This is a genomic window from Streptomyces sp. NPDC050422 (assembly GCF_044458665.1).
GTDB lineage: Bacteria > Actinomycetota > Actinomycetes > Streptomycetales > Streptomycetaceae > Streptomyces.
In genome coordinates this window covers 337,423-363,237 of the sequence record NZ_JBITIE010000005.1, presented here as the reverse complement: position 1 = coordinate 363,237, position 25,815 = coordinate 337,423, and the positions used below count along the sequence as shown (strand labels likewise).

The 25,815-nt window shown below is 71.2% G+C and carries 17 protein-coding genes and 1 pseudogene; 11 read left to right on the top strand and 7 right to left on the bottom strand.

What is annotated here, in order from left to right:
- Positions 1-126 precede the first annotated feature (126 nt).
- The 3 genes and pseudogenes from glnII to ACIBJG_RS09705 form a co-directional block, all read left to right on the top strand.
- Positions 127-1,161: a glutamine synthetase gene (gene glnII / locus ACIBJG_RS09715; RefSeq protein WP_399306159.1), complete on the top strand. Its 1,035-nt coding sequence runs from the start codon at positions 127-129 to the stop codon at positions 1,159-1,161.
- 107 nt (positions 1,162-1,268) lie between these two features.
- Positions 1,269-2,180, top strand: coding sequence for a DUF6891 domain-containing protein (locus ACIBJG_RS09710; protein WP_399306156.1), 912 nt, complete (start codon positions 1,269-1,271; stop codon positions 2,178-2,180).
- Positions 2,181-2,482: 302 nt separating this feature from the next.
- Positions 2,483-3,088: pseudogene (locus tag ACIBJG_RS09705) on the top strand (winged helix-turn-helix domain-containing protein); the annotation flags it as partial.
- A 17-nt stretch (positions 3,089-3,105) separates the two neighbouring features.
- On the opposite strand, the gene ACIBJG_RS09700 reads toward ACIBJG_RS09705, so the two are convergent.
- Positions 3,106-5,235 carry an MMPL family transporter gene (locus ACIBJG_RS09700; protein ID WP_399306153.1) on the bottom strand — a complete coding sequence of 710 codons (2,130 nt, stop codon included), beginning with the start codon at positions 5,233-5,235 and terminating at the stop codon, positions 3,106-3,108.
- Between the two features lie 229 nt (positions 5,236-5,464).
- On the opposite strand from ACIBJG_RS09700, the gene ACIBJG_RS09695 reads away from it, so the two are divergent.
- Together ACIBJG_RS09695 and ACIBJG_RS09690 are read left to right on the top strand one after the other, a co-directional pair.
- Positions 5,465-6,733, top strand: coding sequence for a sensor histidine kinase (locus tag ACIBJG_RS09695; RefSeq protein WP_399306150.1), 1,269 nt, complete (start codon positions 5,465-5,467; stop codon positions 6,731-6,733).
- Complete coding sequence (locus ACIBJG_RS09690) at positions 6,718-7,365, top strand: response regulator transcription factor (RefSeq protein ID WP_359081137.1); 648 nt, start codon at positions 6,718-6,720, stop codon at positions 7,363-7,365. The genes ACIBJG_RS09695 and ACIBJG_RS09690 overlap by 16 nt, the downstream gene beginning before the upstream one ends.
- Positions 7,366-7,606: 241 nt before the next feature.
- On the opposite strand, the gene ACIBJG_RS09685 is transcribed toward ACIBJG_RS09690, so the two are convergent.
- A complete protein-coding gene (locus ACIBJG_RS09685) occupies positions 7,607-9,280 on the bottom strand; it encodes an alpha-L-fucosidase (protein ID WP_399306147.1) in 1,674 nt (557 codons plus the stop codon).
- 145 nt (positions 9,281-9,425) lie between these two features.
- Entirely contained in the window at positions 9,426-9,917 is a 492-nt protein-coding gene (locus ACIBJG_RS09680; RefSeq protein WP_399306145.1) for a MarR family winged helix-turn-helix transcriptional regulator, read from the bottom strand.
- Positions 9,918-9,986: 69 nt separating this feature from the next.
- Between ACIBJG_RS09680 and ACIBJG_RS09675 the strand changes: the two genes are divergently transcribed.
- Together ACIBJG_RS09675 and ACIBJG_RS09670 are read left to right on the top strand one after the other, a co-directional pair.
- Positions 9,987-10,532 carry a carboxymuconolactone decarboxylase family protein gene (locus ACIBJG_RS09675; RefSeq protein ID WP_399306142.1) on the top strand — a complete coding sequence of 182 codons (546 nt, stop codon included), beginning with the start codon at positions 9,987-9,989 and terminating at the stop codon, positions 10,530-10,532.
- A 106-nt stretch (positions 10,533-10,638) separates the two neighbouring features.
- The gene (locus tag ACIBJG_RS09670; protein WP_399306140.1) at positions 10,639-12,147 is read left to right on the top strand and encodes a DUF1996 domain-containing protein; all 1,509 of its coding nucleotides are present in this window, start codon (positions 10,639-10,641) and stop codon (positions 12,145-12,147) included.
- Between the two features lie 41 nt (positions 12,148-12,188).
- Here the strand turns inward: ACIBJG_RS09670 and ACIBJG_RS09665 are convergent, their stop codons facing one another.
- Complete coding sequence (locus tag ACIBJG_RS09665; RefSeq protein ID WP_399306138.1) at positions 12,189-12,662, bottom strand: hypothetical protein; 474 nt, start codon at positions 12,660-12,662, stop codon at positions 12,189-12,191.
- A gap of 124 nt (positions 12,663-12,786) precedes the next feature.
- On the opposite strand from ACIBJG_RS09665, the gene ACIBJG_RS09660 reads away from it, so the two are divergent.
- The 4 genes from ACIBJG_RS09660 (at position 12,787) to ACIBJG_RS09645 (ending at position 17,744) form a co-directional block, all read left to right on the top strand.
- The gene (locus ACIBJG_RS09660; RefSeq protein ID WP_399306135.1) at positions 12,787-14,736 is read left to right on the top strand and encodes a hypothetical protein; all 1,950 of its coding nucleotides are present in this window, start codon (positions 12,787-12,789) and stop codon (positions 14,734-14,736) included.
- A gap of 85 nt (positions 14,737-14,821) precedes the next feature.
- Positions 14,822-15,727: a metal-dependent hydrolase gene (locus ACIBJG_RS09655; protein WP_399306133.1), complete on the top strand. Its 906-nt coding sequence runs from the start codon at positions 14,822-14,824 to the stop codon at positions 15,725-15,727.
- 2 nt (positions 15,728-15,729) lie between these two features.
- Entirely contained in the window at positions 15,730-16,812 is a 1,083-nt protein-coding gene (locus ACIBJG_RS09650; protein ID WP_399306130.1) for a PDR/VanB family oxidoreductase, read from the top strand.
- A 209-nt stretch (positions 16,813-17,021) separates the two neighbouring features.
- Positions 17,022-17,744, top strand: a complete 723-nt coding sequence (locus ACIBJG_RS09645) for a TetR/AcrR family transcriptional regulator (RefSeq protein ID WP_399306313.1) — start codon at positions 17,022-17,024, stop codon at positions 17,742-17,744.
- A 4-nt stretch (positions 17,745-17,748) separates the two neighbouring features.
- Here the strand turns inward: ACIBJG_RS09645 and ACIBJG_RS09640 are convergent, their stop codons facing one another.
- The 3 genes from ACIBJG_RS09640 to pulA all read right to left on the bottom strand — a co-directional run bounded on the left by ACIBJG_RS09640 (position 17,749) and on the right by pulA (position 25,751).
- Positions 17,749-18,099: a 5-carboxymethyl-2-hydroxymuconate Delta-isomerase gene (locus tag ACIBJG_RS09640; protein WP_399306127.1), complete on the bottom strand. Its 351-nt coding sequence runs from the start codon at positions 18,097-18,099 to the stop codon at positions 17,749-17,751.
- 91 nt (positions 18,100-18,190) lie between these two features.
- On the bottom strand, positions 18,191-20,227 hold the full coding sequence (locus tag ACIBJG_RS09635; RefSeq protein ID WP_399306124.1) for an ATP-binding protein: 2,037 nt from the start codon (positions 20,225-20,227) through the stop codon (positions 18,191-18,193).
- 196 nt (positions 20,228-20,423) lie between these two features.
- On the bottom strand, positions 20,424-25,751 hold the full coding sequence (gene pulA / locus ACIBJG_RS09630) for a pullulanase-type alpha-1,6-glucosidase (RefSeq protein WP_399306121.1): 5,328 nt from the start codon (positions 25,749-25,751) through the stop codon (positions 20,424-20,426).
- Between the last annotated feature and the right edge of the window lie 64 nt (positions 25,752-25,815).

Here is a 25,815-nt window from a genome sequence, read left to right as displayed (position 1 = left end):
CGGCCGGTAGGCCTTGCACAGGAAACCTCGGTAACACGGGGTTCACATGAGGGCAACGGTCGGGAAATCGCGCCTTGCGAAGCTGCGCTGCATAGACCGCAGCACCCGCGCAAAGGATGGGCTTCCGTGACGTTCAAGGCTGAGTACATCTGGATCGACGGCACCGAGCCGACCGCCAAGCTCCGTTCCAAGACCAAGATCATGCCCGGTACCCCCTCGTCCGACGTGGCGGAGCTGCCCATCTGGGGCTTCGACGGGTCGAGCACCAACCAGGCCGAGGGCCACGCCTCCGACCGGGTGCTGAAGCCGGTCTTCACGTGCCCGGACCCGATCCGCGGCGGCGACGACGTCCTGGTCCTGTGCGAGGTCTTCCACATCGACATGACCCCGCACGAGTCCAACACGCGGGCCTCGCTGCGCCCGGTCGCCGAGCAGTTCGGCGCCCAGGAGCCGATCTTCGGCATCGAGCAGGAGTACACGTTCTTCGACGGCCACCGGCCTCTCGGCTTCCCCGAGGGCGGCTTCCCGGCCGCGCAGGGCGGCTACTACTGCGGCGTCGGCGCGGACGAGATCTTCGGCCGCGACATCGTCGAGAAGCACCTCGACAACTGTCTGAAGGCGGGCCTCGCCATCTCCGGCATCAACGCCGAGGTCATGCCCGGCCAGTGGGAGTTCCAGGTCGGTCCGGTCTCTCCGCTGGAGGTCTCCGACCAGCTGTGGATCGCCCGCTGGCTGCTCTACCGCACCGCCGAGGACTTCAACGTCTCCGCGACCCTCGACCCGAAGCCGGTCAAGGGCGACTGGAACGGCGCGGGTGCGCACACCAACTTCTCCACCAAGGCGATGCGCGAGGGTTACGACGCGATCATCACCGCCTGCGAGTCGCTGGGCGAGGGCTCGAAGCCGATGGACCACGTCAAGAACTACGGCGCGGGCATCGACGACCGGCTGACGGGCCTGCACGAGACCGCCCCGTGGAACGAGTACAGCTACGGCGTCTCCGACCGCGGCGCCTCGGTCCGTATCCCGTGGCAGGTCGAGCAGGACCGGAAGGGCTACATCGAGGACCGCCGCCCGAACGCCAACGTCGACCCGTACGTCGTCACGCGGCTGATCACCGACACCTGCTGCGCCGCGCTGGAGAAGGCCGGCCAGGTCTGATCCCGCCGCAGCAACCGTCCGCACGAAGGGGCGCCCACCGGTTGGTCCGGTGGGCGCCCCTTCGCGTACCCGGGGGCGCTGTCAGTGCGGTGTGCCAGGCTGGTCGCATGCTCGAAATCAAGATCGCGACCGAGAACCAGCAGACACACACCCGCCCTTCGGGCCAGGAGTTCAGCGAGCTGGTGCACCGGATCGGCCTGACCGGTGACCGCTTCCTGGTCGTGCAGCGGATACCGGACATCCCGGGCACGTTCATCCAGGTGTGGCACGAGGCCGGCGGGGCGTACGACGTGGAGCACCGCACCGGCGGAGCCGCCACCCATGTCCGCGCCCTCGTCGGGACACCCGAGCAGGTCGCCGCACTGATGGCGCGCTGGGCCCGCCGGGAGCCCGGGTGGGACACGGGAATCGGCTGGGAGAGCGCCGGACTCCCGGAGCCGGAGCCCGTACCGGAGATCGCGGCCGACATCCGCGAGGAGTTGGAGGAGCGCGTGCGCGAGTTGGTCCACGGCGGATACGGCACGGTGGCGGATATCACCGAGTCGGCCGAGGACTACCTGGTGTGCGACGACGTGCATCCGGTGACACTCGCGCAGTCACGGCAGTTGGTGGAGCGGGTGTGGCTGGAGCGGGTCGAGGAGCAGCTGCGGTGGACGGACGTGACCGATCCGGACCGGCTGGAGCGGGCCTTCGCCGTCCTGGACGAGCGGGGAATCACCGCACGGGAGAATTTCGCGTGCTGCCGGTCGTGCGGAACCGGTGAGATCGGCGGGGAAGGGCGAAAGGACGCCCGGGGGTTCGTCTTTTTCCACGTCCAGGGTACGGACAGTGCGGTGACCGGACACAGACTGATGCTGTATTACGGCGGGTTCGACAAGTCCGCGGAGACGACGGCGGCGGTGGGCCGGGAAGTGGCGGCCGTGCTGGGGGAAGCCGGACTGACCGTGGAGTGGGACGGTTCACCGGACCAAGCGATCGAACTGACGGGTCTGGACTGGCGCAAGCGGCTGGTGGGCTGAGGGAAGGTGGGCGCGAGGTGAGGAAGGTAACGCGGACGGCCCGTATCGACGGGTGAGAGAAGCCTGCTGCCGCGCCCTGTTCTCTGGTTCAATGGGGACATGGCCAGCATCCAGCACACCTCGTCAGGTCGCAGCGACCTCGAGCCGTTCTGGCCCTCCCGTCAGCATCACGACTTCGACCGGGTGTGTTGCCGCGCGTTGAACGCGCAGGCCCTCTAACACCGCTCACCCCGGTCTTCGGTCCGCGCGCACGAAGCAAGTCCGTCCACAGACGACTCCCTCGCGCGAAAGAGCTGACCCTCATGGCGAACGCCCGTACCTTCTCCGCCGCAGTCGCTGCCACCGCAGCGCCGTCGACGACCGCTGCGACCGCTTCCGCCCGTCCCCTCTCCCCCAACCGGCCCCGGCTGCGCGCCGTGGCCCCCGACGAGGTCGTCCGGCCCGCCGACGTCTCCGCGTTCCTGACTCCGGGCGCCACCTGGCTGCCCGCGCCCCAGCACACCGTGCCCGAGCTGCCCGGCCGGCCGGCGATGGTCGGTTACCTGGTGCTCGTCCCCGCCGACCAGCAGCCGGCCATCGCGGCCGCGGCCGCCCAGTACGTGGTGCCGGAGGTGCTGGAGGACTCGGGGGCCGGGCCGGTGCGGATCGACTCCGTCCAGCGCACCGCCGCGGTGAACGGGAACACGCTCGACCTCACGTACCTGGAGTTCGAGCTCCTCGCCCATCTGGTGGCGCACCCCCACCGGGTGCACACCCGCGACCAGTTGGTGACCACGGTCTGGGGTTACGGGCACGTGGGCGACGGGCGCACCGTCGACGTCCACATCGCCCGGCTGCGCCGCAAGCTGGGCGCCGAGCACCGCCGGTCGATCCAGACGGTGCGGCGCGTCGGCTACAAGTACACGCCCCCTCCGTCCGTCCGGGCTCAGCCGTGCATCACCGGGGCCACCGCGCGGGCGGGCTCCGTCTCCGGCTCGCCGTGGGCCGGCTCCGGCAGGCGGCGCAGGGCGCGCGGGGTGCGCCAGTTCCGCTCGCCCAGCAGCGCCATCACGGAGGGCAGCAGGACCATCCGTACGATCGTGGCGTCCAGCAGCACCGCGACGGCCAGGCCAACGCCCATCTGCTGCATGTCCTGCATCGACAGCGTCCCGAAGACCGAGAACACCGCGACCATGATCACGGCCGCACCGGTCACCGCGCCGGCCGTGCGCCGGATGCCCTCGTCGATCGCGGCCCGGGTGGAGAGACCGCGGCCGTGGGCCTCGCGGATCCGGGAGACCACGAAGACGTGGTAGTCCATCGAGAGCCCGAACAGGACGACGAGGACGAACAGCGGCATCCAGGACTCGATCGCGCCGACCCCCTCCGATCCGATCAGCGAGGCACCCCAGCCGTGCTGGAACACGGCGGTCATCACACCGTAGGCGGCGGCCACGGAGAGCAGGTTGAGCAGGATCGAGGTCACGGCGATGACGTAACTGCGGAAGCAGAACAGCATCAGCAGGAAGGTGACCGCGGTGATGAAGAGGAAGACGGGCGCGATGCCGTGCTTCAGCTGGTCGTTGAAGTCCACGGACCCGGCCACCTCGCCGGTGACGTAGACGTGGGCGCCCGTGCCGTCGAACGCGGCAGGCAGCCGCTTCTCCCGCAGTTCGGTCAGGCCGGCCTCGCCGCCTGGCAGCGGTACCTCGATCTCCGCGACGTTCTGCGCCCGGTGGACGGTCACCTTGTCGAAGCCGGCCAGTGCCTTGCGTACGGCGGGGGCCTCGATGTTGTCGGCCTCGACGACCACCTGGGCGGGGGCGGGGCCGCCGGGGAACGTCTCGCTGATGTGGCGGTAGGCGACCGACAGCTGGGAGTCCGATCCGAACTGCTTCTCCAGGCCCAGCGACTCGGTCTTCATGCCGAGGGCGGGCGCGGCGAGCACCAGCAGGACGACGACCGAGGCGGCGGCGAAGAACTTCGGCTTGGACAGAACGGGCCGCAGCAGCTTCCCGGCGATCCTGCCGCTCTCCTTCTTGCCGCGCTTGTTGCGCCGGTTCAGCAGCGGTACCCGTCCGGCGTCGATCCGGTCACCCAGCCAGGAGAGCAGTGCGGGCAGGACCGTCACGGAGCCCATCATGGCGATGAAGACCACGATGATCGTGGCGAGGGCGAAGCCCTTGAACAGCAGCAGTCCGGACAGGAACATGCCGGCCATCGCGACCATCACGGTCAGCCCCGACACGAGTACCGACCGGCCGCTGGTCGCCGCGGCGATCCGCAGCGCCGTCTCGGCGTCGCGCCCCGCGGCCCGCTCGTCGCGCTCGCGGCGCAGGTAGAAGAGGCAGTAGTCGACACCGACGGCGAAGCCCATCAGGAACATCACGGAGTACGTGGTCTGGAAGAGGTGCAGCTGGTGGCTGGCGAGCGAGAGCAGTCCGAAGGCGGCCATGCACGCGGTCAGCGCGAGTCCGACGGGCAGCAGGGCCGCGACGACGGCCCCGAAGGCAACCAGCAGGATGCCGAGCGCCAGGGGTACGGCGGTGAACTCGGCCTTCTTGAAGTCCTCGGAGAGCAGGTCACCGAGCCACTTCCCGGCGCTGGCCTCGCCGAACTGGTGGACCGTGACGTCCTTACGGTCCTCCTGGACCCCGGCCACTGCGTCCAGGACGGGCTGCACCCGGTCGGCGGAGGTGGCCGCGTCGCCCTTCATCTCGAAGGTGATCAGCGCGTCCTTGCCGTCCTTGGACGCGACCGGTTCGGCGAGGCCGGTCACCTCACCGGTCTTCCCGAGGGCCGCGGTCAGCTCCTGTGCCGCGGTCCGCCAGCCGTTGGGCTCGGCCGACGACACCATGACGAGTTCGCCCGCCCGGTGGCCGAGGCCGGCGTCGGAGAGGATCTGTTCCGCGCGTGCCGAGTCGCCGGCGCCGTTCTCCGCGTTGGTCATCTCGACCATTCCCGACGCGCCGCCGATGCCCGCGGCGAGTATGACGAAGAGCAGCCAGCCGAGAATGGCCGTCTTGCGATGATGCGCGCTCCACACACCGATACGTGCCGCGAGATTACGCCTCATGGCGTTGTTCGCCCCCTGATGTAGACGTCGGACCGGACACCCATGAATCTAGGAATTCCGGGCCCGCCGCCCCAGCCGTCGGAGCCCCCACTCGGAGCGACGTAGGGCGAGGTCACGGGGGTGGTGGTAGGTACACCCCCACCGGGTGGCGGGACGGCTGACACCCACGGCCTCCGACGGGTCAGACTGTGTGCGGACCGGGGCCGGCACGACGAGATGAGGGATCACGATGGACGCGAAACGGGGACGGGTACGGGCCACGCTGCTGGCCGCCGGGCGGGGGCTGGTGCTGTCGGTCGTCTCGCTGGCGGGGTCACTCACGCTGTTCGTCCTGACGGTGCTCTCCATCGCCTTCATCCTGCTGGGAGTCGGCCTCGTCACCACCCCCTGGGTGCTGACGGCGGTCCGCAAGCACGCCAATCAGCGCCGGCTGCTGGCCATCACCTGGTCGGACGTCCGTATCCCGGTCCCGTACCGGCCGCTGCCGAAGGATGTGCGCAGCGGGTTCACCGGGCAGGTGGAGCGGACCACGCTGATGCTGAAGGACCCGGCGACCTGGCGGGACATCCAGTGGCTGATGGTCGACATGACCGCCGGCTACGTGGTGGCGACCCTGGCGGCGGCACTTGTGCTCTACCCGGTGGAGGGTTTCGTCCTGGCGGCGGGTCTGTGGCGGGTCTACACGGACGACCGGTACTGGTACGCGTTCGTGCCCGTCGACAGCCAGGCTTCGGGGCTGGCTGCCGCCGCGCTCGGAGTGGCGCTCTTCGCGACCGGTGTGCTGCTGAGCGAGCGGCTGCTGCGGGTCCACTTCATGCTCGCCCGCTCGGTGCTGGCCCCCACCCATGAGCAGGAACTGGCCCGGCGCATCGACCGGTTGACCGAGACCCGGCACGAGGCGGTCGACACCGCCGCCTCTGAGCTGCGGCGGATCGAGCGGGACCTGCACGACGGGGCGCAGGCCCGACTGGTCGCCATGGGCATGAACCTCGGCACCATCGAGGCGCTGATCGAGAAGGACCCGCAGCAGGCGAAGAAGCTCCTGTCGATGGCGCGCGAGTCCTCGGCCGAGGCGCTGACCGAGCTGCGCGATCTCGTACGGGGCATCCACCCGCCGGTCCTCGCCGAGCGCGGTCTCGGGGATGCGGTCAGGGCGCTGGCGCTACGGATACCGATTCCGTCCGAGGTGGACGTGGAGATGGCCGGCCGGGCCGATGCCCCGGTGGAGTCGGCGGCGTACTTCGCGGTCAGCGAGGCCCTGACGAACGCGGCGAAGCACTCGGGCGCGGACCGGATCTGGGTGGACCTGAACCATGTCGACGGGATGCTGAGGATCTCGGTCACGGACAACGGGAAGGGCGGAGCGGCGGCCGGAGAGGGCTCGGGCCTGAGCGGTATCGAACGCCGACTCGGTACATTCGACGGCATCATGGCCGTCAGCAGCCCCGCGGGCGGCCCCACCATGGTGACCATGGAGATCCCTTGCGAGTTGTCCTAGCCGAAGATCTCTTCCTGTTGCGCGACGGCCTGGTGCGCATGCTGGAGGCGTACGATTTCGAGATCGCGGCCGCCGTCGAGACGGGGCCCGAACTCACCCGGGCCCTTGCCGAGTTGAAGCCGGACGTCGCCGTGGTCGACGTCCGGCTTCCGCCGTCCCACACGGACGAGGGGTTGCAGTGCGCCCTCGCGGCACGGCGGGCCAGGCCAGGTCTTCCGGTGCTCGTACTCTCCCAGCACGTCGAGCAGTTGTACGCGCGCGAGCTGCTGGCGGACGGCAACGGGGCGATCGGGTATCTGCTCAAGGACCGGGTCTTCGACGCCGACCAGTTCATCGACGCGGTGCGCCGGGTCGCGGCGGGCGGGACGGCGATGGACCCGCAGGTGATCTCGCAGTTGCTGTCGCGGCGCGCGCAGGACAAGCCGATGGGCGGGCTGACGCCGCGGGAGCGTGAGGTCATGGAGCTGATGGCCCAGGGCCGTTCGAACGCGGCGATCGCCTCACAGATGGTGATCACGGAGCGGGCGGTGGCCAAGCACACCTCGAACATCTTCGGGAAGCTCGGCCTGCCGCCGTCCGACGACGACAACCGCCGCGTTCTCGCGGTCCTCGCGTACCTGGACCAGGGGTAGGGCGTGGTGCCGGGTCGCGCATCCGGGCCGGGTCAGGGCCGGCCGGATGCGCGGGCTGGGGCCGGTCGTCGGACTGCCGTCGTCGCCCGGAGGGCGGCCGCGCGGCGTCAGGTGCGTGCTCTCGGCCTGCCGGCCCCGGGCCCCTGTACTGGACGTACCGGGGTCCGGGGCCGGTGCGGCGAGAGTGCGTGCATGGCGTCGCACGGCAGACGACAGTTTCACGACAGGCCCCAGGGGCCGGTCAGGAGCCGGCCGGCGTGGTGGTCAGATGCAGCGTCGTGGCTCCCAGGTGCGGCTTCGCCCTGGATTCCAGCACCTTGACGCGGACCGCGGTGGCGGTGACGGCCGCGGGGAGCGGCAGGATGCGCTCGTGGCCGATGGTGGTGCCGTCGGCGATCCGCTGCCAGGCCCCGTCGATCCGGGCCTCCACGGCGAACTTCTCGACCCGCTGGCCGTGCCGGATGTCCTCGCGGACCGCCACGCGGTCGAAGGTGTACGGGGCCGGGCCCTGGGTGCGTACGTCGGTGCCGTAGATCCGGCGCACGTCGTTGCCGAAGGCGGTCAGGGACGAGACGTCCGCCTCGGCGATCCGGCCGTCGGGCGTGGGCGGGACGTTGAGCAGGAGCGAGGCGTTGCGGCCGACGCTCTTCTCGTACAGGTTCATCAACTGGGCAGCGGTCTTGGGCTTTTCGTTCTCATGGTAGAACCAGCCGGGCCGGTTGGAGACGTCTGCCTCGGCCGGGTACCACTGGAGGTAGTTGACGTCCGGGCCGAGGAGCTTGGTCCGGGAGCCGATGTCGGGGTCGGTCGAGTCGTTGGGGAGGCTGCCGAGTCCCGTCCACGGGTCGGTGGCATGCGGGGTGACGCTCCACTCGGTCTCCCGGGCGACTCCGGACTCGTTACCGACCCATCGGACGCCCTGCGGGCCCTGGAAGACGACGGTGTTCGGCGACAGTGCCTTGACCATGTCGAACCACTGCTTGACGTCGTACTTCTGGGTGATGCCGGAGCCCGACCACGGGTTGGCGCCGTCGAGCCAGAGCTCCTCGACCGGACCGTACTGGGTGAAGATCTCGTACAGCTGGTTGAGGTAGTACGCGTCGTAGTCGTCGGCCTTCACCTCGAAGGTGGGCAGCTTGCCGCTCTTCACGCGGGCGGCTCGGTCGTCGCCGGGGACGAGGGTGGGAATCGTGCGCTCGGTGACGGCGCTGCCGTTGCCGAAGCGGCCCTGGCCGGCGGGGGCGCGGTCACCGTCCGCCAGTGCCATCCGCTCGGGCAGGCTCAGCGGCTTGCCCTCGGCCTGCTTGGCGCGGATCTTCTCGACCCATTCGGCGTGCCAGGCGTGCGGGAGTTCGGCGCCGTCGGAGGGCGAGAGGTAGAGGCCGACCTTCAGGCCCGCCTTGCGGGCCGCCTTCACATAGGCGGCGACGACGTCGGGGCTGCCGGGGCTGAGGGCGACCGAGTGGTCGGTGTAGCGGCTCGGGTAGAGGACGAACCCGTCGTGGTGCTTGACGGTGAGCATGACCTGCTCGACACCGGCCGCCTTGTAGACGCGCATCCACTGGTCGGCGTCGATGCTCTTCGGCGCGAAGAGCTTCTCGTCCTCCGTACCGGAACCCCATTCACGGTCGGTGAAGGTGTTCATACCGAAGTGCGTGAAGGCGGTGACCTCCCGCTGCTGCCAGGCCAGCTGCCCCGTGGTGGGGACGACGTTCGCCGCCTTCTCGATGATCCGCTCGGGGCTGTCGCACGCCTCGACCGTCATCTGCGACGCGGGGCGCACCGGCGCACCACACGGGGCAGCGGGCGATGACGACCGCTGGGGCGCGGGCTGCTGCGCCGTGGCCTGTACGGGGATGAGCGCGGCGGCCGCCGCCAGTGCGAGTGCGCTGAGCACATGGGTGCGTCGTGCCATGGTTCCCTCCCATTCACGACCACAAGTGGTCGGGTCTTTCGGGTGCCGACGCGTGCATGTTGCCGCACAGCGAGGCTCCCGGGAAGGGTGCGCGCTTGATACGTCCTATCTCTCGTCCATAAAGTCCAAGCCCTCGCCCGCAGGATCAGCCGTTGAACCAGGCCGCCATATCGAGCCGGAAGGCGTCCGCGGCAGCCATGGTGCGCAGGTCCGCCTCCATGGCGCGGACCCGCTCGGCCCCGAGCACCCGCATCCACTCCGCCCGCAGCCGGTCGAAGCCCTCGGCGGACCGCACCAGCATGTCGATCCCGCGCGGGGACAGCCGGACCAGCTTCCGGCGGCCGTCCTGCGGATCGTCGACGCGTTCGACGTACCCGAGGCCTTCTAGCTTCTCGACGGTCTTGCCGGCGGCCTGCTTGGAGACTCCCAGCCGCCGGCCGATCTCGCTGGCTGTCGACCCGCCGCGACCCACCGCCTGAAGCGCGTATCCGTACGCGGGCCCCATGTCGGGGTGCCCGTGCTCGGCCAGTTCGCGATGCAGCGCGTCGATGATCGAACGGAATCCGGCGAAGAGCAGAACGGGCAGCTCAAAGCCCGTCCCGGACTCGCCGGGGGCACCGTCCGCCCGCTCAGCCATTGCGAAACTCGACAACCTGGTTTACCTTTTCGTCAATCACGTTGTCGAGTTTACCGCGAGAGGTCACCCATGTCCGTGTCCGCGTTTCCCGACCACACCCTCGAATCCGCCCCCGCCGCAGCCCGACCCACCATGGCGGCCGTGACAAAGAAGCAGGGCTACCTGCCGACCGCGGTCGGCCGGCTCGCCCTGTCCCCGGAGCTGCTCAACGGCTTCCTGAAGATGAGCGCGCTCTTCGAGACGACGACCCTGGACCCGCTGTCCCGGGAGACCGTGATCATGACGATGGCCGACCGCAACGGCTGCCACCTCTGCGTGGCCATGCACACCGCGAGGCTCACCGCCCTCGGGGCCGAAGCCGACGTGATCACCGCGCTGCGGGTCGGAAGCCTCGTGCCGGACGAACGGCTGGAGGCGGTACGGCAGTTCACCCTGGCCGTCATCGAGACGAGCGGCGCCGTCGACGACCGCACGCTCCAGGCCTTCCTGGCGCACGGGTACACCTCCCGCAACGCGCTGGAAGTGGTCCTGGGTATCGGCGCCTACACCATGTCGACCCTGGCCAACCGCATGATCGCGGCGCCGATGGATCCCCAACTCGCCAAGTTCGCCTGACACTTGGCGCACAGGAATCCTTCCTCCTGTTGAACGGTCCGCGCACCGGCTCCGTATGGAACGTCACGCTTCTCCCCCGCGAAGCCTGAGGAGTCCGAGGAGTTCCATGGGACGCACATCGCGCAAGAAACGCTCCACCCTGGCCAACCGGGCGATCATCGCCTCGGCCGCACTGATCCTGGGCGGGGGTGGGCTGGCCGCGGTCAACGTCTACGCCTCTGCGGGCGAGGGCTCGTCCCGCTCGTCCCCCGGCCGGAACTGGCAGCCGGTGCGCCAGGCCTCCACCATCGACTGCCCCGAAGTGGTCAACGAGATCCCCGAGGTACCGGATCCGGCCCGGACAGAGGTCGACCGTGAACTGGCCGCCATGGACACCCAGATCACCGATGCCTACCGGGAGTTCGCTGACCGCCGGGACGGGATGGCGCGGGACCCGCAGCTCGCGCAGAATGCCGTGCTCGGCCCGCTGAAGGCCCGGCGCACCGCCAGCATCGACCGCATCGCGACCGCGATCGGCCGGAGTGCGCGGCGTCCGGAGGGCCTCGGCTCACTGGCCCCCTGCAGTCTGCGCGCGGACGACGAAGCGGACGAGCCGACGGACGACCCCACGGGTGACCCCACGGATGACGGTTCAAACGGCGACCAGGGCCAGGGCCAGGACGGCGGCGGCGGCGGCGGTGGCGGTGGCGGTGGCGGTGGCGGCGACGATCAGGGCCAGACCCCGGCCGGCAACGGCCCCGAGGACTCCGACTTCGTCGACATCCGGTCCGTCCAGCCGAATGCCGACAAGCCGGCCCGGCTCCGCGGCGCCTCCCGCGGCACCTTCACGACCGAGTGCGGGCGCAACCAGAACGGAAAGTTCAACCCCGACAACGTCATCGCCGCGCCCGGCGTGAGCAACGGCGCCCACCACATGCACGACTACGTCGGCAACCGGGCCACGGACGCCTTCTCCGGCGACGACGACCTCGCGGCCGGCGACACCACCTGCCGCAACCAGGGCGACCGGTCCACGTACTACTGGCCGGTGCTCCGCCTGCAGAACGGGGCGGCGGAGAACGACGCCGACGCCGACGGCGGGGGCAGGGACCAGAACACCGGGGAGATCCAGACCCCGTCCCAGGTCACGCTGAAGTTCGTCGGGAACCCCACCGGCAAGGTCACGGCCATGCCGCGCTTCCTGCGCATCATCACCGGCGACGCCAAGGCGTTCACCAACGGCGACGCCAACGCCAACGCCTCCTGGTCCTGCACCGGGTTCGAGGACCGGCAGCTCAAGGACAAGTACCCGATCTGCCCGGAGGGCAGTCAGGTCGTCCGCTCCTTCGCCTTCCAGAGCTGCTGGGACGGGCAGAACACCGACAGCGCGAACCACCGCACCCATGTGGCCTTCACCAAGGACGACGGGAGGTGTCCGAACGGCTTCCGGGCCATTCCGCAACTGGTCCAGCGGATCGTGTACGACGTGGATCCCGGACCCGGGTTCGCCGTCGACTCCTTCCCGGAGCAGCTGCACAAGCCCGTCACGGACCACGGTGACTTCATCAACGTCTTCGACGACAAACTGATGCGGAAGGTGGTGAGCTGCGTCAACGACGGGCGCACGTGCCGCTGAGGGCCACCTCGGCGGCGTACCGCCCCCGCACACCTGCGCGGTCAGCTCCCCCGGTGACCGGAGTGCTCTGCCTCGTTCTCGTTCCCCCCACTGCCGCCACTTCCCGAGTGGTGCGGCGAGGCGCTCTCCACCATCCCCCCGAGCCGGCCGCGCAGTGCTGCGATCACCGTGGCGTCCGAGACGGCGACCCACCTGCGGCCGACCAGGAACGAGCCGCCGTAGTCGTTGGCCTCGTTGATCCACTCCCGCTGGCCGCGGTCGGTGGTGAAGGTGGCCAGCACATAACGTCCGTCGTCCGTGGTGCAGTTGGCCTGCCGCAGGTCCTGCGCGTCGGCCCGGAGCTTCGGCTCGCAGTGCGCCTTCGCGGCCAGTTCCTCCAGCGTGCCGGTGGCGGTCGGCGGGATTGCGGTCCCGTTGCCGCCACCGCCGCATGCCGTGAGCAGGACCAGGCCCGCGACGGCGGCCGCGCGCCGCGCAGCCCGCGACGCCCTTCGCGTACCGTTCCGCTTCACCATCCGGCCATCGTGCCGCTTCGAGCCGGGTCCTGGCAGCCGAACGCGAGAAGGCCCACGGGGGCGGGCGGCGGGCCCGGCGGGCCTCCCGGAGTGACCATCGCACGATTCGCTCGTTCTGCTGAACGTGCGTCCACTGCCAGAGGTACCGTCAGCCGTCGCCCGGTTCGATTCGGAGCAGCCCGAGGCCGCGCTCGTCGAGCACTACCCGCGGCTGGCCCGGCTCGGCTATCTCGTCCTGCCGCACTCACTGAGCCGCGACCGGCGCGTCCTCACGGCCCACGCCCTGGCCCAGCGGTCCCTGCAGGCCGCGCGCAGAGCCGGACCCGCGGACGGCGGCGCCGTTCCGCTGCCGCGCCGGCCCGGTCGCGCGGAGGTGGCCGATCCGGGGTACGCCTATGTCCGGCGGCAGGTACTGCGGGGCGCGCTGGCGGCGGGGCGGCCGCCGCGCCTGCGCCACTGGCCCCGCCGGGCCCAGCTCCCGCCCGTCCTACCGCTGACCTGGGGGCTGCGGCTGTTCCCGCACTCCGGTGGTGCCGGGGAACTCGCCCTGGAGCAGCGGCTGTCGGCGGTCAGCGGCGCGGCGCGGGCAGCCTTCGTCCTGCGCGGCCTGGAGGGGCTGGCGGACGGCGAGGTCCGGCGGGTGCTGTCCGACGCGGGGGTGGCCGATCCGCATGCGGCGCTGATGGAGGCGGACGGGGTGTCGGCTCCCTACGCGCTGCTGGCGTCGCCCGAGTTCGACCCGTGTTCGCTCCAGGCCCGGCCGCCCGATCTGCCGCGCCGCCGCAGATATCTCCGGGCGGCACTGGCCGGGTTCGCCGCACTGCTCGTGTGCGGGGCGTTGCTGGGCCTGCCGGGCGAGGGCTGGGGCCGCGGCGCCCTGTCCGCGCCCCTGTACACGCGTAACCCGGCCGCCGAACAGGCCCTGGATCCGGGCGCGTTGCGCAGGGTGCCGGAGACGTTCTGGCAGCGCTCGCCGCGTACCGACTTCACCGCCTGGCCCACCCGCGGCGACCGCACCGACGACACCCGGCTGCTGCGGCGGGCGCTGCGGGTGTGGGCGCGGCCGGGCGACGGTGTGCGGACGTCGGCGACGCCACGGACGCCGGTGGGGCCGCCGATGGGAGCGCCACAGCTGTTGTACGCGGGCGAGGTGGGCGCGTCGGCGGTCGTGCTGTTCCACGACGGGCTCCGTGTCGTGCGGTACGCGGAGTCCCGTGACGCCGATCCGTCCGAGGGCGCGGCGCTCGACTTCGCCCGGGTCGACGGGGCGGACGTGACGTCGTCGGGCGCCCTGGTGGTGGAACGGACACGGGGCGCGGTCCGGTATCTGACGGCGCCCTGGGTGCGGCAGGTACGGGTGCGGGATCTGCTCGCGCCGGGCCGGGCGCCGCGCGCGCTGCACCGCTCCCCCGACGGGGTGACCGACGCACTGGCCGGCCCGGCGACCGGGCCCGGCTGCCGGTCCTGGTACGCGGTCGAACTGGCCGACGCCGCGGCGGTGCGGCTGGTGACGGATCTCGGTGAACTCGCCCCGGCCCGGCTGACCTCGGGCCCGCCCGCGCGGCCGCACGACGTCAAGGGGCGCGCGGAGTACGCGAGCTGGGCGCGGACCGCCTGTCTGCTGACGGCCGTGCGCGCCCACGGGGTGCGCACGGTGAACTCCTGGGCGTACGCGAAACAGCCGCTGCCCGAGGGGAACGGCACGGCCCAGTGGCTGTGCACCCGGGCGGAGACCTGGCGGGGCACCGGGAGCAGGGTCCTCGCCCAGTTCCAGGCCCCGTCCGGGCGGCCACCGGGGAGCAGGCCGCCAGGGGTGGTCGCGGCACGCGCCGAGGACGCGCCGGAGTGCGGGGCGCGCGCCCCGCAGGTGCTGGCGGGTGTGCTGTGGAAGTCGCGCGGCGGCCGTTGGTACGTACTCGCGGCGGGCAGCGAGCAGTTCGCGTCGCTGACCACGTCCGGCGGGGTGACGGGCCGGGCGCAGGGGCGGCTTCTGGCGGTACGGGCCGGGGCGGGCGACCGGGCACAGCTGAACGGGCGGCTGACGGACGGCAGCCGGGCCGGGGCAATGCGCTGAGCGCACCGGGCGGCTGCCGGACGCGGGATCAGGAAGTTGTGACATGCCCCTGTTCCCCGGCCTTACCCCTCAGTACATTGACAACATGTCTAATACGCAGCCAGTGGCGGTGGCGTCGGAGCGGGCCCACCTCAAGGCCCGTCGGGTGTCCTTCGCCTGGGACAGGACGCCCCTGCACTGGGTGCCGGGCGACCCGTTCACCACGCACACCATCAACGTGCTCCATCTGCTGCTCCCGGCCGGGGAACGCTGGTTCATCCATGTCTACCGCCAGGTGCTCCCCTACATCCGCGACGAGCAACTGCGCCAGGACGTCATCGGGTTCATCGGCCAGGAGGCGATGCACTCCCAGGCCCACGACGACGTGCTGCCACACCTGAAAAACCTCGGCCTCGACCCGACCCCGTACACCGCCCAGGTCGACTGGCTCTTCGAGAAGATGCTCGGCGACCGGACGCTGCCGCCGGGCCGGGCGCGCACATGGTGGCTGATGGAGCGGGTGGCGACGATCGCGGCGATCGAGCACTACACCGCGTTCCTCGGCGACTGGATCCTGAACGCCGACGAGCTGGACCGGCGCGGCGCCGATCCCACGATGCTGGACCTGCTGCGCTGGCACGGCGCGGAGGAGGTCGAGCACCGCTCGGTCGCCTTCGATGTGTTCATGCACGTCGACGGCGGATACCGGCGGCGGGTACGGACCTGGGCGACGGCGTTCTCCGCTCTGCTCTTCCTCTGGCAGCGCGGTGCCCGGTTCTTCATGGAGAACGACCCGAGCCTGCTGGACGGCAAGGCGTCCTTCGGGCAGTTCTCCCGCAGCGGCCGGCACGGCACCCTGCCCAGCACCCCCTCGATGCTGCGGTCCATCCCGCGCTATCTGAGCCGTACGTACCACCCCTCGCAGGAGGGCAGCACGGCGCAGGCCGTCGACTATCTCGCCCACTCGCCCGCCGCGGTCGCGGCCGAGGCCCGTACGACGGAAGCCGGCTGACGATGCCCCTCCCCCTCCCCCGGCTGCGTACCGTCACCGTGCTGGCCGGCGCCGCCCTGCTCGCCAGGCGGGCGATGCGCCGGCGCATCGAGAAGTCGCCCCTGTGGCCGCTGCCCGCGCTGGAGGAGCCGGTTTCCGGCCAGGCGCGACGCCGCTCCACCACCGGCCGGAGGCTGCTGGTCACCGAGCGGACCACCCCGGCGGACGGGGTCGTGCAACTCCGTCTGGAGGGCCCGGACCTGCCGCCCTGGCAGCCCGGCGCGCATCTGGACCTGGTGCTGCCGTCCGGTCTGGTCCGCCAGTACTCGCTGTGCGGCGACCCGGCCGACCGCGGCACGTACACCGTGGCGGCCCGGCTGGCCGAAGACGGCCGCGGCGGCTCCCGCGAGGTGCACGCCCTGCTCCACGAGGGCCAGGAGGTCGAGGTCCGCGGCCCGCGCAACCGCTTCCCGCTGGCCGACGCCCCCTCCTACCTCTTCGTCGCCGGCGGCATCGGCATCACACCGGTCCTGCCCATGCTGCGCGCCCTGGCCGCGTCCGGGGCCGACTGGCGGCTGCTGTACGGAGGTCGCAGCCGGGCGACGATGCCGTTCCTGGCCGAGATCGAGAAGCTGGGCGCCGACGGCGACCGGGTCACCGTCGTCCCGCAGGACGAGGCGGGCCACCCGGACGTCGCCGCGGCCCTCGCGGACGCGGCCGAGGGCACGGCCGTCCACTGCTGCGGTCCGGAGCCCCTGATGGACGCGGTCGCGGCCGCGCTCCCGACCGGCTGCACCCTGCACCTGGAGCGGTTCTCCGCGCCGGGCACGGACGCCGCCGGGTCGGCCCCCTTCGAGGTGGAGCTGCGCCGCTCGGGCCGCACGGTGCCGGTCGCGGCCGGTCAGTCGGTGCTCGCCGCCGTACGGGCCGAGCTGCCGCACGTCTCGTACTCCTGCGAGCAGGGCTTCTGCGGAACGTGCCAACAGCGGGTACTGGAGGGCGACATCGAGCACCGGGACGACCTGCTGACGGACGCTGAGCGGCGCGACTCGATGCTGCTCTGCGTGTCGCGGTGCCGGGGCGGGCGGCTGGTGCTGGATCTGTAGAAACGTCGCCGGAGGCGTTGCTGCTGGAGCTGGAGGCCGGCCGCCGCATCGACTTCGTCGTCGGGCGGCTCACCGAACTCGCTCGGCACGGCATGCCGCTGCCGATGAACCGGGTGGAGACCACCTCGTTCCCGACCGTGCGCCGGCCACGCCCGCCGCATGACGCCGGCCGGCCGGCTCCCGGTTCCCCGGTCGGTACCCTGTTCCTCATGACGACCGGGGTACGGCGCAGGATGGGCGTCGAGGAGCGCAGGCAGCAGCTGATCGGTGTCGCGCTGGAGTTGTTCAGTCACCGGTCCCCGGACGAGGTGTCGATCGACGAGATCGCCGCTGCCGCCGGGATCTCCCGGCCGCTGGTCTACCACTACTTCCCGGGCAAGCAGAGCCTGTACGAGGCCGCGCTGCGCCGGGCGGCCGACGAGCTGGCGGCGCGGTTCCTGGAGCCGCGTGAAGGGCCCCTGGGGGCACGGCTGTTGCGGGTGATGGGACGGTTCTTCGACTTCGTCGACGATCACGGTCCCGGGTTCGCGGCGCTGATGCGGGGCGGTCCGGCGGTCGGTTCCTCGACGGCGAACGCGATGGTCGACGGGGTGCGCCAGGCTGCCTGCGAGCAAATCCTGGCCCATCTGGGCGTCGAGGAGCCGCCGGCCAGGCTGGAGCTGGTCGTCAGGTCCTGGGTCTCGCTCGCCGAGTCGACGGCCCTGATGTGGCTGGACGGGCGGCACATTCCGCGCGCGGAGCTGGAGTTGCAGCTGGTGCACGACTTCGCCGCGCTGGCCGCCGTGAGTGCCGCGTACAACGAGGAGATGGCGGGCGTCGTACTGCGGGTCCTCGCGCAGGAGCCGGCGGACGGGCCGTTCGGAGATCTGCTGGTGCGGCTCTCCTCGCTGGCGCCCGCCGTGCCGGCCGTGCCCCCGCAGCGGCTGCGGTAGGACCTCAGATCTTGCGGTAGGAGGGGTCGAGGTCGCGCGTCTCGGCCGAGAGGTGAAGCGTCAGCCCGGCGTCCGGCCGGATGTGGGCGGCCAGCAGTTCCAGTACGGACTCCGTGAGCTGCGCCCGGATCTCGGGGGTGCGGCCGGGCAGCAGCGCGATGTCGACGTGCACGAGCGCGTCGCCGTCGGGTGCGTCCGCCACCACGGTCTCCTCGACGCGGCGGAAGCGGGTCTTGCAGGCGGCGATCTTCGTGGTGACCGTCTCGGCGATCAGCGGGTGCAGCGCGCCCGCGAAGCCGGGGCGGTCGAAGGTGTCGTCGAGTCCGGCGGAGTAGTCGACGGTGATCTGCGGCATGGCGGTCTCCTGGCTGGTGCGGGGCGATGGATGCGGACGACGATCGTCCCTACCTTTTCCCGGCCCGGGGAAGCGGCACAAGCAGGATTCACTATCTGAGCAGCTCGCCGTGGAGCGCCTGGGCCAGGCCCGCCTCCGCGCTTTCGGAGCGGCCCCGTTCGAAGGCGCGCCGGTAGGCGGCGTCGCCCACGGCCTCGCGGGCCCGGCGTTCGCAGGCCTCGCGCAGCGGGCCCAGTTCCGGCGTGCCGCGCTGGGGGTGGCCGACCATCCGCCAGTAGATCTGGCCCGTGCCGTAGACCCGGGCGGCGAGCGCGCCCTCGCCCTGGGCGGCGATCGCGGCAGCGAGGATGTCCAGGCCGAGCGCGATGCCGAAGCTGTCGCGGAGCCTGCGCTTGCCCGCGAGCATGGACCGGGCGTGCGCGGCGGCCGCATCGGCGCGGTCCTGGAGCAGGGCGATCAGGGCGAGTTGGTAGTCGACGTAGCTCAGGGTCCAGCACTCGTCCCTGGCCTCGCAGGCCGCCCGCAGGACGACTGCCGCCTCGGCCGCCTCCTCCAGGCGTCCGAGGCCGGTCAGGGCGAAGACGGTGATGAGGTGGCAGCGGAGCCGGTAGGCGGTTTCGAGCGGGGTGCCGGCCCCGGTGGTGCGCAGGACCCGGGCGGCCTCGTGCAGCCCCTGCTCCGGGTCGCCGGCCATCAGATGGGTGAGACCGCGCAGATAGGCGGCGGCGAGGAGCCCCTCGTCCGTGCCGTCGTCCGCTGCCCCCCGTACGCACTCCTCACCGATCCGTTCGGCGGCCGGGTAGTCGCCCTGGAGCAGGACGCAGATGCCGAGCACCCACAGGACGCGGGTGCGGTGGGGGCCGGTGGCCGGGCCGGTGGCCAGGGCGCGCTGGGCGTAGCCCCGGTTCTGCGCGAGGTGGCCGCAGCAGCACCAGAAGAACCCGATCCGGCCCGCCATCTCCTGCGCGGCGGCGGGGTCGTGGACGAGGAGGTGGTCGAGGGCGGCGCACAGGTCGGCGTGCGATTCGGCGATGCGGTGGTACCAGTGGATCTGGTCGTCGCCGGTCCAGCCCGCGTGGGCGGCGCGGGCCAGTTGGAGGAAGCAGGCGGCGTGCCGGTCGGCGGCCGCGCGTTCCTCGCCGAGTTCGGCGAGCCACATCCGGCCGTACTCGCGGATGGTGTCGAGCATGCGGTGGCGTACCCCGTCGTGCGCGACGACCGATTTCGCCACCAGTCCGCGCAGCGCCCTGCGGACACCGTCCCCGGTGAGCGGGCCTCCGGCGCAGACCTCCTGGGCCACGGCCTCGTCGAAGTCGCCGCGCAGTACGGTCAGCCGCGCCCAGAGCAGCCGCTCCAACGGGGTGCACAGCTCGTGGCTCCAGCCGATGGTGGTGCGCAGGGTGCGGTGGCGCTGCGGCCGGATCGACGCGTCGGCGAGCAGGTCGAGGCGGGAGCCGATCCGCAGCGCGATCTGTTCGACGGTGTGCCGGCCGGTGCCCGCGGCGGCGAGTTCGATGGCGAGCGGGATGCCTTCGAGACGGCGGCAGATCTCGGTGGCCGCGGCCGCGGTGCCCGGTTCGTCCAGGGCGGTGTCCGGGGCGGCCGCCAGGACCCGTTCCCGGAACAGTGTCAGGGCGTCTCCGGCGCCCGCGACGGGCAGCGGTTCCACCTCGACGAGCTGCTCGCCCTTGATGTCCAGGGGCTGTCTGCTGGTGGCGAGCACGGTGAGCCCGGGTGAGGTGGTGAGGATCTCGCCCAGGAGGTGCGCGCAGGCGGGGCGCAGGTGCTCGCAGGAGTCCAGGACGAGCAGCAGGTGTTTGTCGGCGAGCCACTCGCACAGCACGTCCATGGGCATCCGCAGGGTGTGGTCGCTGAGCCCGACGGCGTCGGAGACGGTGGCCAGGAGCAGCCCGTCGTCGTGGAGCGGGGCGAGGTCGGCCCACCAGACGCCGTCGCGGTATCCCGGTTCGGCCCGGCCGGCCGCACGGACCGCGAGCCGGGTCTTGCCGACCCCGCCGCTGCCGGTCAGTGTGGTCAGCCGGCCGGCGGCGAGGGCGTGTTCGATCCGGTCGAGCTCCGCCTTCCGCCCGACAAAGCTCGAGGTCTCCTCGGGGATGTAGCTCACCATCGTCACCGTCGCTGAACAGGTGGAGAGGCCGGGGCCCGGTCCCCGCGCCCGGTACCGCACCGGCGGGCCGACGGTGCGGCGGCCGGTGCGTACGGGGCGGGGCCGGGACCCGGCCGGGTGGAGTGGGAGGGCTCGCCCGGAAGTGTGCTGCTGCGACACTCCCCGGCGGCTGCCCACACGGTAGTCCTGATGCGGGTCAGCGCAGCGAGAACACCGCCACCGTGCGCCCCGGGACGGTGAAGCTTCCCGAACTCCTCTCGTACGTGGACCTCTTGACGGTAAGATCCGCGCCCGCCGCCTGGACGGGGTGCAGGGCGTAGTTCTTTCCGGCCAGGGCGGCGACCTTCTGGGTGGTGGCGCCGGGTGCCGCGTTGAGGACGACGACCAGCTTGCCGAGCCGCATGGTGATCACGCCGGGCGTCTCGTCCTTGCCGGAGAGCGGGAAGGAGAGCGCGGACTGCACCTGTCCGGCGGTGGAGAGGTCGAAGTCCTGCTCCGTGGACCGGATGGTGAGCAGGTCCTGGTACGCGGCCGACGCGCCGTCGATCTGTGCGCAGCCGGGGCTGATCGCCGTGTTGGTCAGCAGCGGCTTCGCGTAGGACCACTTGGCCTCGTTGTCCGCGGCGGGCGGCAGTCCGCGGCCGAAGCCGTTGCCCGCGCGGCAGTCCCAGTGCAGGGCGTTGAACCAGTCACCGCTGTCGAAGGAGTTGCGGTCCAGCGACTTGGAGCGCAGCAGGTCCGTGCCGGCCTGGGAGAGCGAGGGGCCCTGCGAGAGGGTGGCCGTCGCCATGGCGAGGACCTGCATGCGGGCCCGGTCGGCTGCCGAGGTGCCCGCCGGGAGCTTGAAGGCGAGGGCGTCGTACAGCGTCTCGTTGTCGTGGGCGTCGGAGTAGGCGAGGGCGTCACCGGGGGCGGCGGCGTATCCGGCCGGGGCTCCGTTGTAGTCGACGCCCGAGCCCTTGACCGTGGTCCCGGAGGTGTCGGTGAAGGTGTAGTCGGCGAGGTTGCCCGTGAGTCCGACCTTGATCAGGTCCTGGTAGTGGAGCAGCCGGGCCTTCTGCTCGGCCTCGGTGCCGTTCGCGGCGGAGGTGTTGGGGTCGGTGTAGAGGCCGGTGGCGAAGCCCTGCACGCCCGGGTCCTCGTCGAACGGGGAGCCGCCGCGCACGGCGTCGCGGGCCCGGTCGGAGAAGGTGGCGATGCCGGTGCCGGCCATGTTCTTCTGGGTGGCCTGGACGAAGCGGGCGTCGTCGGCGATCTCACCGAAGTTCCAGCCCTCCCCGTACAGGATGATCTTCTTGCCGTCGACGCCGTCCCTGGCCACGGTCAGCGCGTCGAGCGCCTTGCGGACGGCCAGGATGTTGGCCTTGGGGTGGTGGCCCATCAGGTCGAAGCGGAAGCCGTCGACCTTGTACTCCTTGGCCCAGGTGACGACCGAGTCGACGACGAGTTTGCCCATCATGGTGTTCTCGGGGGCGGTGTTGGCGCAGCAGGTGGAGGTGGCGACGGTGCCGTCCTCCAGGAGGCGCTGGTAGTAGCCGGGCACGATCCGGTCGAGTACGGACTTGTCGTCCTGGCCGGAGGCGACGGTGTGGTTGTAGACGACGTCCATGACGGTCCGCAGACCGGCGCCGTTGAGGCCCTGCACCATCTTCCGGAACTCGACGGTGCGCTTGGTGCCGTCGGGGTCGGAGGCGTAGCTGCCCTCGGGGACGGTGTAGTGCAGCGGGTCGTAGCCCCAGTTGAAGGCGTCCTTGGCGGCGGCCTTCGTCACACAGGCCTGCTGCTCTTCCGAGTCGGGGGCGTAGACGGACAGGTCGCAGGCCGGCTTCTGCTGGTCCGTCTTCTTCTCGGGGATGGTGCCGATATCGAAGGCGGGCAGCAGGTGGACGTAGTTGGTGCCGGATCCGGCGAGTTCCTTGAGGTGCTTCATCCCGTCCGAGCGGGTGTCGGTGAAGGCGAGGTACTCACCGGGGTGCTTGGAGGTGGGGTCCGCGATCGAGAAGTCGCGGATCTGGAGTTCCTGGATCTGCGCGTCGCGCAGCGGTACGGCGGCGGGCTTGGTGAGCCCGCTCCAGCCCTTCGGCGCGAGCTTGCCGTCGTCGAGGTCGACCACGAGGCTGCGGGCGGAGTCGGTGGTCAGGGCGGTGGAGTAGGGGTCGGTGACCTTGTTGATGACGAGCTTCTGGACGGTGGGCGCCCAGACGTTCACGGCGTACCGGTAGGGCTTGCCGTTCCAGCTCCTGTTGCCGGTGACGGACCAGACGCCGGTGCGGTCGTCGCGCCGCATCGGGACGGTCTTCCCGCCGAGTTCGAGCGAGACGGTACGGGCGGTGGGTGCCCAGACGGACAGAGTGGGACGGCCGCCCCGGAAGACGGGGCCGAGCGAGGCGCTGCTCGCCTTCGTCCCGTAGATGTCGTCGAGCACGCCGGCGCTCTGGACGCCGGTGGCGGCGAGCAGGGCGCCGTTGGCGGCGCGCTGGGTGGCGATCAGCTGGCCGCGCAGGGCCTCGCGGACCCTGTCACGGTCACGGGCGTCGACGGTGAAGGCCGGGTAGTCCTTGAGGTGCGGGTACTTCGCCTTCTGCGCGTCGGTCAGTGCGGACGGGCTGAGCCGCAGCCACTGGCCCTCGTCGGAGAGGGCGCCGTCGACGACGGAGATGCCGCCGCTCGATGCGTAGACGAGCTGCTGGCTGGTGGCCCCGGTCGCCTTCACCTTCCAGACGACGGTGTCGGAGTCGATCCACTGCGCCTCGGCCTTGGTGAGGTCGGGGGTGGGTACGCCGCCGGTCTGCGGGAGCAGATATCCGGCCGTACCGCCGAGCATCCAGACCTCGTGGCCGTAGGTGGCGAGGTCGAGCGACTGGTCGCTGGGCAGGTCCTTCTCGTCGCCGCGGTGCAGGATGTAGCTGAGCGCGGTGGCCCCGTCGGCGAGCGGGACCTCGAAAGTGAGACCCGAGGCGTCCTTCTTCACGGGCTGGAGCGGCTTGGACCAGTCGGTGGGCTCCTTGGCCCCGGTCCAGGTGTGCAGTCCCCAGCCGTCGTAGTCGCCGTCGGCCCGGTAGTAGTGCAGGACGGCCTTGGTGGTGTCCGGTGCGGGGTAGGCGCCGTCGGGGGCGGTGTCGGTCTGGCCGTCCTTGCCCTGTTCGATCCAGACCTGCCCGGTCTTCGCGAGGTCGACGGTGCGCTCCGGCCCGTCTGCCGTACCGGACTTCTCGACGGTGTACGGGACCGCGGAGGCGCCCTCGGGCACCTTGATCCAGGCGAAGGCTCCGTATGCGTCCCGTCCGGCGAAGGCGGCGGTGGTGTCGCCTGACCTGGCCTGCCAGCCGTCGTAGTCACCGTCGGCGCGCTTGTAGTGGACGACGGCGTAGTCGCGCTCGACGGCGACGGGCTTGGCCGGGGCGGGCGCCTGTCCGGCGGTCGACGCGGCGAGGGCGCTCGCGGTGTGCCCGGTGCGGTCGACGACCACGGCCTTGTAGCGCAGGGGCGTTCCGGCGGCGGTCGCGTCACCGATGGTCTGGGTGACCTTGTACGGGGCGTGGTCGGCGGTACCGAGGGTGGTCCACTTGCCGTTGCCGGTCTGGGCGGCGAAGACGACCCGGTTGAGGGAGCCGCCGTCGACGTCGGCGGTGAGCTCGACGGTTCCGGTGGCTCCGGCGGCGGGTGCCTTCAGCGTGATCGAGGGCTTGGCCGCCGGGGATCCCAGCTGCTTCTCGGCACGCAGCACGATGCTGGACAGCGCCGGGACGGTGACGGTGATCTTCTTGTCGCCGCCGCTGCGGACCGTGCCGGAACCGCCGTACAGCGTACGGAAGTCCATTCCGGCGGACTCCGTGGACAACTCGACGGTCTTCGCCGCGGTGCCGTTGTTGGTGGCGACGACGTACTCGTTGCCGCGCTCGGGGTCCGTACGGGAGAAGGCGTAGACGGAGCCCTCGGCGTAGCGCTCGGTCTGGACGCCGTCGCGCAGCGCCGGGTTCTTCGCGGTCAGCGCGGAGAGCGCGGCGATGGACCGGTAGAGCGGGTGGCTCGTGTCGTACGCGTCGGAGGCGTGCGTACGGTCGGTGCCCAGCTCGTCGTCGTCGAGGTAGTCCGCGGTCTTCGAGGCGAACATCGTCTGGCGGGCGTCCTTGTCGCCGCCGGCGCCCGTGAAGCCCTGCTCGTCGCCGTAGTAGACGACGGGGTTGCCGCGGCTGAGGAACATCAGCTCGTTGGCCAGCTCGGCGCGCTTGACCAGCTCGGCGTCATCGGCCTTCGGGTTGTCCTGCTTCAGGAAGGTCCCGATGCGGCCCATGTCGTGGTTGCCGAGGAACTTCACCTGCTCGTAGGCGTTGGCCTTGTCGGTGGTGTACCGGTAGTCGTCGCCGAAGACGGCGGCGAGCTTCGAGGCCGGGGCGCCCTGCGAGGCGTACTGACGGGCCGCTTCCTGGAAGGGGAAGTCGAGCGTCGCGTCCAGCCGTCCCTGGGTGACGTAGGGCGAGGTGATCGCGGTGTCGGCGGAGTAGACCTCGCCGAACATGAAGAAGTCCTTGCGGCCGTGCTTGGCCGCGTAGGTGTCGAGGGCGGTCGCCCACTGGGTCCAGAAGTCCATGTCGACGTGTTTGACGGTGTCGATCCGGAAACCGTCGATGTCGAAGTCGCGGACCCACTTCTCGTAGATCTTCTCCATGCCGGAGACGACCTCGGGCCGCTCGGTCCACAGGTCGTCGAGCCCGGAGAAGTCGCCGTACGTGGTGGACTCGCCGGCATAGGTCGAGTCGCCGCGGTTGTGGTACATCGTCGGGTCGTTGAGCCAGGACGGCGTCTTGCCGCCGGTGGTGACCGGCTTGTACGGGAAGGAGTCCGCGTCCGTCTTCGCCATGCCGGCGGCGTCATCGAAGGGCCGGCCGTTGCGGTCGAGGTACGGATAGGCGCCCTTGGGCTTGTAGCCGTAGGTCTTCTCGGCGTAGTCGACGGTGTCGGCGGTGTGGTTGGTGATGACGTCGAAGAAGACCTTCATGCCCTTGCGGTGGGCCTGCTCGATCAGCTTCGTCAGGTCGGCGTTGGTGCCGAAGTGCGGGTCGACCTGGGTGAAGTCGGTGATCCAGTAGCCGTGGTAGCCGGCCGAGGCGTCCTTTCCCGTGCCCTGGACGGGACGGTTCCTGAAGATCGGGGCGAGCCAGATGGCGGTGGTGCCGAGCCCCTTGATGTAGTCGAGGCGCCTCGCCATCCCCTTGAGGTCGCCGCCCTGGTAGAACCCCTTGTCTGTGGGGTCGTACCCGGTCTCCAGCCGCGACCCGGTCAGCCCGCCCCGGTCGTTGCCGGTGTCGCCGTTGGCGAAGCGGTCGGGCATGACGAAGTAGAACTGCTCACGCGTCAGGTCGTGACGGTCGGGCTGTGCGGCCAGCTTGGCGTCCGACGGCGCGGCGGGCGGCCTGGCCGCGGCGGCGGGCAGCGCGGGCACGAGAGCCGCGCACAGGGCGGCCGCGACGACGGCGGCGGGCGCCGCTCTTCGCGCGGACACGCGCGGGGACGGACGTATCACTCGGGTTCTCCTCGAAGGGGTGTGCGGGTATGGGGGCCGGACGGGCTGAATTCAGCCCGTCCGG

Coding starts and splice junctions, on each gene's coding strand:
- ACIBJG_RS09710 (WP_399306156.1), top strand. CDS start 1,269: ATGCTCGAAATCAAGATCGCGACCGAGAACCAGCAGACACACACCCGC.
- ACIBJG_RS09700 (WP_399306153.1), bottom strand. CDS start 5,235: ATGAGGCGTAATCTCGCGGCACGTATCGGTGTGTGGAGCGCGCATCAT.
- ACIBJG_RS09695 (WP_399306150.1), top strand. CDS start 5,465: ATGGACGCGAAACGGGGACGGGTACGGGCCACGCTGCTGGCCGCCGGG.
- ACIBJG_RS09685 (WP_399306147.1), bottom strand. CDS start 9,280: ATGGCACGACGCACCCATGTGCTCAGCGCACTCGCACTGGCGGCGGCC.
- ACIBJG_RS09680 (WP_399306145.1), bottom strand. CDS start 9,917: ATGGCTGAGCGGGCGGACGGTGCCCCCGGCGAGTCCGGGACGGGCTTT.
- ACIBJG_RS09675 (WP_399306142.1), top strand. CDS start 9,987: ATGTCCGTGTCCGCGTTTCCCGACCACACCCTCGAATCCGCCCCCGCC.
- ACIBJG_RS09670 (WP_399306140.1), top strand. CDS start 10,639: ATGGGACGCACATCGCGCAAGAAACGCTCCACCCTGGCCAACCGGGCG.
- ACIBJG_RS09665 (WP_399306138.1), bottom strand. CDS start 12,662: ATGGTGAAGCGGAACGGTACGCGAAGGGCGTCGCGGGCTGCGCGGCGC.
- ACIBJG_RS09655 (WP_399306133.1), top strand. CDS start 14,822: ATGTCTAATACGCAGCCAGTGGCGGTGGCGTCGGAGCGGGCCCACCTC.
- ACIBJG_RS09650 (WP_399306130.1), top strand. CDS start 15,730: ATGCCCCTCCCCCTCCCCCGGCTGCGTACCGTCACCGTGCTGGCCGGC.
- ACIBJG_RS09645 (WP_399306313.1), top strand. CDS start 17,022: ATGACGACCGGGGTACGGCGCAGGATGGGCGTCGAGGAGCGCAGGCAG.
- ACIBJG_RS09640 (WP_399306127.1), bottom strand. CDS start 18,099: ATGCCGCAGATCACCGTCGACTACTCCGCCGGACTCGACGACACCTTC.
- ACIBJG_RS09635 (WP_399306124.1), bottom strand. CDS start 20,227: ATGGTGAGCTACATCCCCGAGGAGACCTCGAGCTTTGTCGGGCGGAAG.